This window comes from Pseudomonas sp. C6002 (genome assembly GCF_013385805.1).
Classification (GTDB): domain Bacteria; phylum Pseudomonadota; class Gammaproteobacteria; order Pseudomonadales; family Pseudomonadaceae; genus Aquipseudomonas.
Window position 1 is genome coordinate 15382 of sequence record NZ_JACAPH010000036.1, and the last position, 12321, is coordinate 27702.

Annotated in this window: 10 protein-coding genes; 6 read left to right on the forward strand and 4 right to left on the reverse strand. The window is 60.2% G+C overall.

Annotation, left to right across the window (positions count from 1 at the left end; genetic code table 11):
• Positions 1 to 30 precede the first annotated feature (30 nt).
• The 3 genes from HX817_RS26645 to HX817_RS26655 are packed head-to-tail and all read right to left on the reverse strand — an operon-like array spanning position 31 to position 2943.
• The gene (locus HX817_RS26645; protein WP_177041753.1) at positions 31 to 1308 is read right to left on the reverse strand and encodes an L-fuconate dehydratase; all 1278 of its coding nucleotides are present in this window, start codon (positions 1306 to 1308) and stop codon (positions 31 to 33) included.
• 20 nt (positions 1309 to 1328) lie between these two features.
• Positions 1329 to 2174, reverse strand: a complete 846-nt coding sequence (locus tag HX817_RS26650) for an ureidoglycolate lyase (protein WP_102604551.1) — start codon at positions 2172 to 2174, stop codon at positions 1329 to 1331.
• A gap of 28 nt (positions 2175 to 2202) precedes the next feature.
• A complete protein-coding gene (locus tag HX817_RS26655) occupies positions 2203 to 2943 on the reverse strand; it encodes an SDR family oxidoreductase (RefSeq protein ID WP_177041755.1) in 741 nt (246 codons plus the stop codon).
• A 234-nt stretch (positions 2944 to 3177) separates the two neighbouring features.
• Between HX817_RS26655 and HX817_RS26660 the strand changes: the two genes are divergently transcribed.
• The 6 genes from HX817_RS26660 to HX817_RS26685 all read left to right on the forward strand — a co-directional run bounded on the left by HX817_RS26660 (position 3178) and on the right by HX817_RS26685 (position 11070).
• Positions 3178 to 3939, forward strand: coding sequence for a FadR/GntR family transcriptional regulator (locus HX817_RS26660; protein ID WP_177036036.1), 762 nt, complete (start codon positions 3178 to 3180; stop codon positions 3937 to 3939).
• Positions 3936 to 4925 carry a diaminopimelate epimerase gene (locus HX817_RS26665; RefSeq protein ID WP_177041757.1) on the forward strand — a complete coding sequence of 330 codons (990 nt, stop codon included), beginning with the start codon at positions 3936 to 3938 and terminating at the stop codon, positions 4923 to 4925. The genes HX817_RS26660 and HX817_RS26665 overlap by 4 nt, the downstream gene beginning before the upstream one ends.
• Before the next feature lie 311 nt (positions 4926 to 5236).
• The gene (tssI, locus tag HX817_RS26670) at positions 5237 to 7279 is read left to right on the forward strand and encodes a type VI secretion system tip protein TssI/VgrG (RefSeq protein WP_177041765.1); all 2043 of its coding nucleotides are present in this window, start codon (positions 5237 to 5239) and stop codon (positions 7277 to 7279) included.
• Positions 7279 to 8121 (forward strand): DUF4123 domain-containing protein, encoded by an 843-nt coding sequence (locus HX817_RS26675; RefSeq protein ID WP_177041800.1) that lies wholly within the window; start codon positions 7279 to 7281, stop codon positions 8119 to 8121. The genes tssI and HX817_RS26675 overlap by 1 nt, the downstream gene beginning before the upstream one ends.
• On the forward strand, positions 8114 to 8908 hold the full coding sequence (locus HX817_RS26680) for a hypothetical protein (RefSeq protein WP_177041768.1): 795 nt from the start codon (positions 8114 to 8116) through the stop codon (positions 8906 to 8908). Before HX817_RS26675 ends, HX817_RS26680 begins: the two co-directional genes overlap by 8 nt.
• 11 nt (positions 8909 to 8919) lie before the next feature.
• Positions 8920 to 11070, forward strand: coding sequence for a lipase family protein (locus HX817_RS26685; protein WP_177041769.1), 2151 nt, complete (start codon positions 8920 to 8922; stop codon positions 11068 to 11070).
• Between the two features lie 2 nt (positions 11071 to 11072).
• On the opposite strand, the gene codA is transcribed toward HX817_RS26685, so the two are convergent.
• The gene (codA, locus tag HX817_RS26690; protein ID WP_177041771.1) at positions 11073 to 12308 is read right to left on the reverse strand and encodes a cytosine deaminase; all 1236 of its coding nucleotides are present in this window, start codon (positions 12306 to 12308) and stop codon (positions 11073 to 11075) included.
• Between the last annotated feature and the right edge of the window lie 13 nt (positions 12309 to 12321).

Consider the following 12321-nt stretch of genomic DNA (forward strand, 5'->3'; position numbering starts at 1 on the left):
GTGCTCCGTCCATTCAAATTGCGGTTCAGCTCACGGCCGGTGGCGGTATTGCTCCCGGGACGCGGCTTTCATCTGGATCGAAAAGCCCGGCGCCTTCGGCGGCAGATAGGCCGCACCGCGCACCACGCAAGGTTCCTCGAAATGCTCGTGCAAATGGTCGACATACTCGATCACCCGGCCTTCGTGGGTGCCGGCAATGCACAGGCAGTCGATCATCGACAGGTGCTGCACGTACTCGCAAAGCCCGACACCGCCGGCATGCGGGCACACGGGCAGGCCATATTTGGCCGCCATCAGCATCACTGCCAGCACCTCGTTCACCCCACCCAGGCGGCAGGCGTCAATCTGCACCACATCAATGGCTTCGCGCATGATCAATTGCTTGAAGATGATCCGGTTCTGGCACATCTCGCCGGTGGCGACCTTGACCGGCGCCACGCCCAGGCGAATCTTGCGATGGCCCTCGATATCGTCGGGGCTGGTGGGTTCCTCGATGAACCACGGCTTGGCAAACGCCAATTCGCGCACCCAATCGATGGCGGTGTCGACTTCCCACACCTGGTTGGCGTCAATCATCAATTGGCGGTCCGGGCCCAATACTTCGCGGGCGATGCGTACGCGCCGCAGGTCATCCTGCAAGTCGTGGCCGACCTTGAGCTTGACGTGGTTGAAGCCGGCATCCACCGCTTCCTGGCACAGCCTGCGCAGCTTTTCGTCGCCGTAACCGAGCCAGCCGGCGGAGGTGGTGTAGCAGGGGTAGCCATTGGCTTGCAGGTCGGCCAGGCGTTCAGCCTTGCCTTCGGCACGTTGGCGCAGCAAGGCCAGGGCTTCGCTGGAGGTGATGCAGTCGGTGATGTAGCGGAAATCGATGCAGCGCACCAGCTGTTCCGGGCTCATGTCGGCGACCAGGCGCCACAGGGGTTTTCCTTCGGCCTTGGCCCACAAGTCCCACGCGGCATTGACGATCGCGCCGGTGGCCAGGTGGATCGCGCCCTTGTCCGGGCCGATCCAGCGCAACTGGCTGTCACTGGTGACATGCCGCCAGAAGCGGCCCATGTCTTCGGCGATCCATTCCAGGGTCAAGCCCACCAGCAGCGGCTGCATGGCCTGGATCGCCGCGCAGCAAATCTCGTTGCCACGGCCGATGGTGAAGGTCAGGCCATGGCCTTCAAGGGCCGGGTTGTCGGTCTGCAAAATCACATAGGCGGCCGAGTAGTCCGGGTCCGGGTTCATGGCGTCGGAACCGTCCAGGGACTGGGACGTAGGAAAGCGGATATCTTCGACGCGAATCGCGGTAATGGTAGTCATGAACGGCTCCTAGTCTCTTGTCAGGCGTCGACCGTGGTCTGGTTCTGTTCGCCGAGGCCTTCGATACCCAGGCGGATTTTTTGCCCGGGCTTGAGGTAGACCGGCGTGGGCTTGATCCCCAGGCCGACACCGGGCGGGGTGCCGGTGGAAATCACATCCCCCGGTTGCAGGCTCATGAACTGGCTGAGGTAGCTGATCAGTTTGGGGATTTGGAAAATCATCGTGCGGGTGTTGCCGTTCTGGTAGCGGTGGCCGTCGACTTCCAGCCAGATCGACAGTTGGTGCGGGTCGGCGATCTCATCGCGGCTGACCAGCCAGGGGCCGAGCGGGCCGAAGGTGTCGCAGCCCTTGCCCTTGTCCCAGGTACCGCCGCGTTCCAGCTGGAACTCGCGCTCGGAGACATCGTTGATCACGCAGTAGCCGGCCACGTGCTGCATGGCCTGGCTTTCTTCGATGTAGCGGCCACCCTGGCCGATCACCACGCCCAACTCCACTTCCCAGTCGGTCTTGGTGGAGTGGCGGGGGATTTCGATGTTGTCGTTGGGGCCGACGATGGCGCTGGTCCACTTGTTGAAGATGATCGGTTCGTCAGGGATGGGGGCGCCGGTTTCGGCAGCGTGATCGGCGTAGTTCAGGCCGATGCAGATGAATTTTCCTACCTGGCCGACACAGGCGCCCAAACGGGGATTGCCCGGTACCAGGGGCAGGCTCGCGGGGTCGAGTTCTTGCAGGCGAGCGAGGTTTTGCGGGAGCAGGGCGTCACCGGCGATATCACTGATGTGAGCGGACAGGTCACGCAGACGTCCATCAGCGTCCAGCAGGGCCGGGCGTTCCTGACCTTTTTCACCATAGCGCAGCAATTTCATGAGCAATCCTCTTATTGGAAGTGGGCGGTCAGTTGCTCCAGCCGCCGTCAATGATCTGGGTGGTGCCGGTGGTAAACGCGCTGGCATCGGAGCCAAGGTACAGCGCCAACTGGGCAATTTCCTGGGGCGTGCCCAGGCGTCCCATCGGCTGGCGCGCAGTGAAGGCGGCGTACACCTCGTCCTGTTGACGGCCTTCATGGCGGGCTTGTTCGACGATGCGTTGCTGCAGCGAAGGCGACTCCACGGTGCCCGGGCAGATAGCGTTGCAGCGGATGCGCTGGGTGACAAAGTCGGCCGCGACGGATTTGGTCAGGCCGATGACGGCCGCCTTGCTGGCGCAATAGGCAAAGCGGTTGGGCACGCCCTTGAGGCTGGAGGCCACCGACGACATGTTGATGATCGAGCCGCCGCCCGCCGCCAGCATCCCCGGCAGAAACGCGCGGATCATGCGGTACATGGCGGTGACGTTCAGGTCGAGGGCAAACGTCCAGTCGCTTTCCGGGCATTCGAGGATATTGCCGGCATGCACCACGCCTGCGCAGTTGAAAAGCACGTCCAGAGGGCCGATCTCGGCGGCAAGGTGTTGGATGGCGCTGGCGTCGGTGACATCCAGCACCACCGTTTGCGCACCCGGCAAGCCGGCGAGCGCCTGTTGATTGATGTCGGCTGCAATCACTTCGGCCCCTGCCGCCAGATAGGCTTCGACGCTGGCGCGGCCAATGCCCTGGGCGGCGGCGGTGATCAGCACGCGTTTACCGGTGAGGTCCATGACAGACTCCCTTGATTATTGTTATTGGCTCAATGGTCAGGCCATTGAGGGCGTGAAACACCTGCATCTGCGGCATAGCGAACCCTGGTGGGTTTGCTATGATCAGCACACTGGAAACGATCCAATGGTCAGGCCATTGATCCAATTTTTAGCATGGGTCATCCCGGTCAACAAGCGGCTTTTTTGCGGGTTGATCGCTTTGACCGTGCTGTGCATGAATCGAGCTGAGCCTAGATGCCATTTCAAGTGATTGATAACCAACGTCTTTATCGACAGATTGCCGACCAGTTGCGAGCGTTGATCGACAGCGGAGAATTTCCGCCGGGCAGTCGACTTCCAGCTGAGCGTGAACTCGCCAAACTGCTGGGCGTGAGTCGCGCTTCCGTGCGTGAGGCGATGATTGCCCTGGAGGTGATCGGCCTGGTAGACGTGCGGGTGGGCAACGGCGTGCTGGTGTGTGAACCCGTGAAACCGACAGTCAGCCAGGAACCGGTGATGGCCCAGGCCACCCGGGATCAATGGAAAGAGTTCGATCCGGAACTCAACCTGCACGTCGACTTCAATGCCGAGATTCCACCGTTTTCCCTGCTCCAGGCCCGTCGCCTGATTGAGCCGGAAGCCGCCGCCCTGGCCGCCAAACATGCCACCGACGAAGAGCTGGCGGGGATCCGCGAGGCCTTCGAGCGTAATGTGCAGGACAACCGCGACGGCTCCCATACCCATCCGGGCGATCGCCTGTTTCACATTCGCATCGCCCAGGCCTCGGGCAATCCGGCGTATGCGTTGATGATTGCGCACTTGCTGGGGCATCGTTACGGCAGCATGTTCCAGCGGTTGCAGGCGCATTACACCTCGGACGACATGCCCCATCGCTCGGAAGACGAGCACCGCAAGATCCTCGATGCACTGGAATTGCGAGACGTGGAGGGTGCGCGACAGGCGATGCGCAAGCACCTGGAAGAGGTGGTACGAATCTTTATGCGGACTGCGCAATGACCCTGTTCTACGACGCCCGCGGGAATATCTACGGGGTGGTAAGCCCGGCGCAGTTAGGCAGCAAGGGTATCGACGTGCCGGACCGTGCCGACTTGGCCGCTGGCACCCGAGGTGTTTGGGCATTGGCGGCGATTGCCGCCGAGTGCGGTTGGGATGAGTTGCCGCGCCCGGCAGAGGCCAAGGCGCATCGTTGTGACGGTTTGTTGGTGGGGCCGTTCCAGGCCGCGCCGCCTTTTGACCTGTTGATCGTCAACACCGACGGTTCCCTGGCCGAACGCAGTGGCAATGGCCTGACGATCTTTGCCCAGTCGTTGACCGACCAGGGATTGATGGCGCAAGGCTGTGAGTTGCGGGTGCATCACGACAAGACAGACGCACTGTCGCCGGTGGTTACGCGGGTTGAGCCGGCGGAGTACGAACAGGTCCAGGGGTTTTGGCTGGCGCTGGGGCGTCCCGAGTTCGGGCCTTTGGCGGTAGGGGCTGTTGATGTGGGCGCGGTCTCGCTTGAGGGAACTGAGGTGAGCCATGTTTCGCCACTGGCTGCGCTCAACCCCGAGTGGAATCACAGCCAGTTTGTGCGTGTGGGCAACCCGCATTGTGTGACGCTGGTACAGGACGCGTCAGCGTTGCCGGACAACGCCCAGCTGCATCGATCAGCCTGGTTCGATCCGCTGAGGGCGATTGCTTTCGCACCACCTGCCGGGGCCGGCCAACCTTGTATTTCCGGGGTCAACCTGCAATGGGTCGCCCGGGATTCAGGCAATCGCGTGATCGCGCGGGTGTTTGAGCGTGGTGAGGGGCCCACGGCGTCCTCCGGGACCAGCGCCAGTGCGGTGGCATGCGCCGCCTGGTCTGTAGGATGGGTGACGGCGGGTCAGGTGGCGGTGGTGATGCCGGGCGGTACCGCACCCGTACGGTTGCAAGCAGAGCCGGGTGAGTTGCCGAGCGTTAGCCTGTTCGGGACTGCGCGGCTGCAGGAAGTTTGAAAAAGGCAGTGGCGGGCTTAATCATCTTTGTCAGCTGTTTCTCTATTAATAAGCAGCTCTGGTGAATGGTGGTGTAAGAGTATTCTCGTTAGTCAGTACTGGCTGTTTAACTGCATTTCTGTATTTATAAAAGACCCTTCCAATATCGGTGTGCGAATCTTCTTTTTTATTTTGAAGCGGCCGAATTTCGCCTGAAATCGCTAGTGTTCCTGGGGTTCAGGCACTTTTTATCGGCTTCGAATTGAGTGGCTTTATCTGCGTTTTACGGGAGAAGTTATTTCAGCTCGACAATGAATGGCGGGTAACAACGGATGTTCAATACGCTTGTTTCGTCACGTTTCAAACTGGTCGTTGCAGGAATGAACCAGGCATTTCAGGTGCTGGCTTTTAAAGGCAGCGAAACGATTGACCAGCCTTTTTTCATTGAAGTGCAGTGGGTCAGTGAAAACCCCAGCCTGGATCTGGAGAAGTTACTTCACCAACCGGCCTATCTGGATTTTGGCGAGCCCGGTGAAGGCCTGCACGGGCAAATCTACAGCATTGGCCGGGAAGGCCCGGGGCAGCGGCTGACCCGCTACCACCTCACCCTTGCGCCGCGCGTGGCGTACCTGGCCCATCGTTGCGACCAGCGGATTTTCCAGCAGCGCAGCGTGCCGCAAATTATCGCGGCAGTGCTTGAGCAGCACGGCATCCTTGCTGATGCCTATACCTTCGAACTGGGGCCGGTGGTTTACCCGCCGCGTACGTTCTGTGTGCAATACGCGGAAACCGACCTGCACTTTATCCAGCGGCTGTGCGAGGAAGAGGGCATTCACTACCACTTTCGCCACAGTGCAGACGCCCATGTACTGGTGTTGGGTGATGACCAGACGGTGTTTCGTCGTTTGCCGGCGCAACGCTACTGCCCGGCCGGAGGCCCGGCTGCCGAAACGCTGGTGATCCAGCGTTTCGATGTGCGCCTGGCCACGCGCAGTGCTCAGGTTGTTCTGCGTGACTACGACTTCGAACATCCGTCGCTGCGCTTACAGGAGCAGGCCGGATCTTTCCCGGCACTTGAAGACTATCGATACCCTGCGGGATTCACGGGGCATCTGCGAGGTTCGCAGTTGGCCCGGCGTGGCCTGGAACGTCATCAACGCGACCGCCATCGGGCCCTGGGCCGCAGTGACCAGCCGGCTTTGCGCAGCGGGCATTTCCTGGAACTGCGCGGCCATCCGGACCGCACCTGTAATGACTTGTGGCTGATCACCGGCGTGCGTCACGAAGGCTATCAACCGCAGGTGCTGGAGGAGGCGGTGGTGGATGTCGAGGCATTCCACGGCTACCGCAATCGATTTACCGCAACGCCCTGGCGCGCCGCTTACCGCCCGCCGCTCAAGCACGTCAAACCGCGTATCAGTGGCAGCCAGACCGCAACCGTCACCGGGCCCGAGGGTGAAGACGTGCATTGCGACGCTCGCGGCCGGGTGAAAATTCGCTTTCATTGGGACCGCCTGGACCAGCACGACGACAAGAGCAGTTGCTGGGTGCGTGTGGCGTCCGGATGGGCGGGTGACAGCTATGGCGCGGTGATGATCCCGCGTGTGGGCATGGAGGTACTGGTGACGTTCCTGGAAGGTGATCCAGACCGGCCAGTGATCAATGGTTGCCTGCCCAATACCTTGCAGCCTGTTGCCTATCCGTTGCCCCAACACAAGACCCGCAGTGTGCTGCGCAGCCGCAGTTCGCCGGGCGGGACGGGGGCCAACGAGCTGCACCTTGAGGACCGCAGCGGCCAGGAACTCATCTACCTGCGCGCCCAACGCGATCTGGAGCAGCAGGTCGGCCACGACAGTCGACTGGAGGTGGTGGGCGAACGTCGGGAAACCATCCACGGCTTGAGTGCCACCACCCTGGAAGACGAGGAACACCGCAGCATCGCCGGCGACCGCAAGGTTCGGCTTGGGGCTGATGATCACTTGTACGTGCAGGGCAACAGCCAGACCCTTGTCGGCCAGACCCTGGTGATCGAAGCGGGGCAACAGGTCCATCTGAAGGCGGGGGCCAATCTGGTTATCGATGCCGGTGCGCAGTTGTGCTTCAAGGCCGGTGGTGAGCATTTGCTGATTCAGGCCGGCGGGATTTTCAGCAGTCGGCCGATCACGTTGGGCGGTGCGCCTGCCGTGATTCGCACAGCCAACCCAGTTGGACCGGGTGACGTGGCTGCTTCGTCCGCATTTGCAGCGGATGGGCCGAAGGTTTCGGTTATCCAAGGCGCAGTCATGGAGCTGGCCAGAAGACTGGATGCAGACTTCTGTCCAGTGTGCGAGCGCTGCCGTGAAGGCCTGTGCGAATCCACGGGGAGGGCGGCTTGATGGAGATCGCGCCTGGCCAGTGGATGGCTGAACAGCAGCAGGCAGGGCGCCGGCTGTGCCTGGTTCTACAGGGTGAAAGCGATGCGCGTGGGGTACTGCTGGCGACACGCACGGTCGCTGAGTATCGCTGCCTCTTTGGTGAAACCGTCGCATCGGAAATGGCAGCGGATGGGCCGATGCTCCTGTTGCTCGACCATGTCAGCGAGCCCGCATTGGTGGGTTTGCTGCAAAACCCCCAGCGTAATTGGGGCTGGTTGGGCAGCCTGCCTGGTGATGATTTGTCGGGTGTTACCCGGCACTGGCGCGACAGGTTAGTGGTGGGAACGGCGGGCAGTCAGGCGCTGTACCGCTTCCACGATAACCGCACCTTGGCGCGGGCCTTGGTTCACCTGCCTGCTCGGGACTGGCCTGTTTTTCTCGGGCCGCTGATCGGCGTGTGTTACTGGCAGGGTGAGCGTTGGAGTTGTGTCGATAACCCGGCTCCGGGGGCGTATCCGGTACCCGATCCTGCGCCGTGGCTAGAGGTGCCGAATCCCCAGGCGGGAGTGATTCTGCAAGCCAATATCCTGCGTTACCTGCTGGCTGAGTACAGCGAGGCGTTGAGCGCACTGGTTGAATTTCAAGACCCGAGAATCTGGTTGGCGCAGGTGCTGGAGCAAGCGCGGGCCTGGCAATGGGACAGGCCGGAACAGCTGGAGTTTTTGGTCGTGCGGCGGCTGTTGGAAGCCACTGGGGACGTGCTTATTCGATGGCAGCCGATGCGTGGGGAAGTGGCGGAGGATCATTTTCAGCGGGTGGTTGGGGAGTGGCGTCGGGTGGAGCGGGAGCAGCAGGATGCGTAGGGGATTTATGTCGGGCGTGTGGCGAGGGCTGTTCGTTTGTGGCGGGCTGGCTGTTTCTGGCTGTGCGATGAAGCCGGCGGACAGTTTCATCTTGGAAGTCGATTTGCCGGCGAATTTTCGCTTCAAGAGTGATGCGGCTTACCGGCCCGCAACGGGTGAGACCTGCACCCTGCCCAAACGACGGGGCAAGCGGCCGGAGGACAAGGTTTTTGAAACCCTCGGCAAGCCGGTGGCTCATCGGGTGAGCTTTGAAGTACCACTGACGGAAGTGGTGGATGGGTGCCCGTTGGTGTTACGCAGTATTACGTTTGATATGTACGCGAAGTGGGGGGAGCGGTCGGCGGATGTCGGGGGGGATTTCGCAATTATTAATGTGCGGGATCGGTTGGAAGAGGGTATGGCCGGAATGCCTGAGCCGGGTGTTCAGGAGTTATGGGGGCGGTGTCAGTGGTTTTTCAGGACGATCGGACCGCTGCATGCGATCAGGAAAATCCTTATGTGTAATTCGTTGGACGCCATTGGACAGCCGAGTAAGTCACGAGCAGGAGGCTTTGTACAACGGGATCAGTTAGAGGGGAAAACACTGAGGATGGTGCTGGCAGTAGCAAGCGAGGAGCTACCCGCTGTAGACGACAACTGGGTTGCCGTTCCGGGAGGCTGGAGACGCTGTATGGGGGAAAGCTTGGGCGATGTGTTTGCGTATTGCCGTGGGAATACTACTGATTTCAAAGCTATCAAAATGCCGGATGGACGCGTATGCGACGTCTATCCAACGTGTACAGAATAGGAGGCTTATTCATGAAACAGGATGCATGGAAGCAACCGTTTTTTAGCGACAAGGCACCTGCTTGTTCGTTAAGAGGACATTGGGCAAGTTTCTGCCTAGTAGATGAGTTTGGGGACGGAAAGGCCTACGGCGGTCTGCCTTACACATTTTATGACAGTGCGGGGTGTGAGTACTTCGGTCGTTTGGATGGTGAGGGCTTTGCCAGGCGAGATGATTTTTACTGTGGTCCGCTCGTCATTAAGTTGGATGAACCCTACTCCGGTTCAGAAAAGCCTTATACCGATTTGATGACGCGTCTGGCTTACAAGCTACCCATCACCGAGCTCCAGGTTCGTGCGGAACAAACCCGCTTTCTCCGGGCCAATGGCAAGCGTGTCGAACGAAGCCTTTCGAAAAATCAGACGGACCTGTTCTATCAGGTCGAAGTACGTGATCTGGTCCGATACGCCGCTCACTTGCCACGCATCGTATCCCGTACTCATCGGCCCCCGCGACATGCACTAAAAATGATGGCCGACCTTGGATTCGGGCCACCCCAGCCGACGTTGGTTGGTGTCGTTTTATTTCCCAACCGGCACACAGTACTTGAGGTTCGCCCATTGCGAGCACTGCGCCCTATGCTGTCCATCGAGGATCAATTCTGTGCCTTGAACCTCTATCAGTTGGCACTTATGTCCACGTTGAGCTATTGCGATTTTGGACAGGAGCCCCCAGCAAAACCCATAGACCAAGTCAGCTTTCAACGGGACCCTAGCGTCGGTCATTTCTTTGCCGACAGACTATCGGGCTATCAGGAACCCTGGAAGGTCGATGCTAAGCAAGTACAACACTTTTATCCGTTATTGGAAGAGGTACCGTATTCCCTGCGTTTCGAAATTTTGCCCTTCGATCCTGAGTTGTATCAGCAAAATCGCTCCGAGTTGGGTGAAGAGCAGGAACATCCAGCACGTCTGCACTTTTTCGACGACGAAAAGGATGGCACTGATACTCAGGCATTTATCAGTCATCACGATGAAGTGATCATTATTGCCGTAAGGGGCACGGCCAGCGGAGTCGACATACTGAGGGATGTAAATGCCCATCAAGTGAATTTCATTGATGGTGTCGGCAAGGCTCATGAAGGCTTTTACCAGGCTTATCAAGCCATGCATGATTTTGTACGGCGCTACCTTGACCAATTTTATACGGGGCAGCGCATCGTGATTTGCGGGCACAGCCTCGGCGGTGCGATTGCCTTGTTACTGGCTGAGGGATTACGTCGAACCGAAGATACCCACTACAACATCCTCCTATACACCTACGGAGCCCCCCGAGCTGCCGACTCCGAATTCACCGACGGTGCCTCCGCTCTGGTGCACCACCGCATCGTCAATCACAGTGACCCTGTCCCGAGTGTGCCTGCGCCCTGGATGAACACCACCGCCAATATCTGGATTCCTGGCGCCGTGGTGCTATTCAGTAACCCAGCGCCCGGGGGCCTGCTGTTTGCCTTGGGCCTGGTACGGCTGACCGGCAACCCTTACCAGCATCACGGCGCGCAGCAGCACTTCATGCCGATACTCCTACCGGACGGTACACGGTCCTCCGTTTTGTGGACCCCTGGCTGTGAATCCATTGAGGACGCAGCCTGCAAACGCGCATTGAGGCTCAATGGCGATATGCCGGATCGCGCCAACCTCATCAAACAGCTTGTTCAGAGTGCCCATCACTCCATGGTCGTCAGCTACATCCCCGCCGCCTGGGCCACGTTGCGCCGCTGGCAACAAACACTCGACACCCATGGCACCCTCGTAACTGCCCGTGAGTTTGAACTGATCGACGAAGCCCTGTTCACCATGCAGCACCAGCTACGGGAGCAACGAAAGAAACTGGATCTGCATCGCCCTGCCAACCAGCGTGGCTACGAACACCACGACCCCTTGAGCCAGGAAGTCGACCGGCTGAAAGACAGTCGCGACCGCCTGACAACCCTCCGCTGGCGCCGCCTCCAGGCCCGCGACGTCTACGGCAGCCACGCTTCATCCCCATCCCTGCAATCCAGCCTGAAACGCTGGTTCGCTCACCCGCAAAACCGCGTACTCACCCAAGTGGCGAGCATCCCGCCACAGTCGGATGATGGCTGGGGAAAGCCACAAACCCTCGATATAGATTCAATCGTATGAGCCTACAAAAACTCCACCTGCGCCGGCCGGCGTTTCATCAACACTTTGCCCGCGCGAATCGAATAAAACGGCAAGCCCTGGCTGCGAATCACTTCATAGTCGCTGTCTGCAGACAGGATCAACAGATTCGCCGGGCGTCCCGGTTCCAGGCCATAACGATCCCCCAGGGCCATCGCCCGGGCGCTGTTGTCGGTGACCAGGTCGAGGGCACTTTGCAGGTTGCGGTAGCCAAGCATGTGGCAGATATGCAACCCGGCTTCCAGCACCCGCAAAATGTTGCCGTTACCCAAGGGATACCAAGGGTCGACGATGGAGTCCTGGCCGAAGCAGACGTTCATGCCAGCCTCCAGCAGTTCGTTGACCCGGGTCACGCCGCGGCGTTTGGGGAAAGTGTCGAAGCGGCCCTGCAAGTGGATGCTTTCGGTAGGGCAGGAGACAAAGCTGATGCCCGAATGCCCCAGCAGGCGGAAGAGTTTGGCGCAGTAAGCATTGTCGTAGGAGCCCATGGCCGTGGTGTGGCTGGCGGTCACGCGGGCGCCCATGTCGCGGCTGCGGGCCTCTTCGGCCAGCACTTCAAGAAAGCGCGAGTGTGGGTCGTCGGTTTCGTCGCAATGCACATCGACCAGGCAACCGGTGCGTTCGGCCAGGTCCATCAGGAACTTCACCGAACTCACCCCTTGGTCACGGGTGTATTCAAAGTGCGGGATGCCGCCGATCACGTCGGCGCCCAGGCGAATGGCCTCTTCCATCAGCTCGCGGCCATTGCGGTAGGACTCGATGCCTTCCTGGGGGAACGCGACGATTTGCAGGTCGATCAGGTGGCCGCTTTCCTCGCGTACTTCAAGCATGGCCTTGAGCGCGGTGAGGTCCGGGTCGGTGACGTCGACATGGGTGCGCACATGCTGGATGCCATGGGCGGCCAGGGTCTGGATGGTTTTTTTGGAGCGGGTCTTGGTGTCTTCCAGGGTGATGGTGGCCTTGCGCTCGCCCCAGCACTCGATGCCTTCAAACAGGGTGCCGCTCATGTTCCAGCGCGGCTCGCCGGCGGTCAGGGTGGCATCGAGGTGAATGTGCGGCTCGACGAAAGGCGGGACCACCAGGTTGCCGGCGGCGTCCAGGTCGTCGGGGCCTGCCAGGGGGGCCGCGCCTTGTTGGGTGATGCTGGCGATCCGGCCGTGTTCCAGGTGCAGATCATGCAGGCCTTCACGGTTGCGCAGGCGGGCGTTGATGATGTGCATGGGCAAGTTCCTC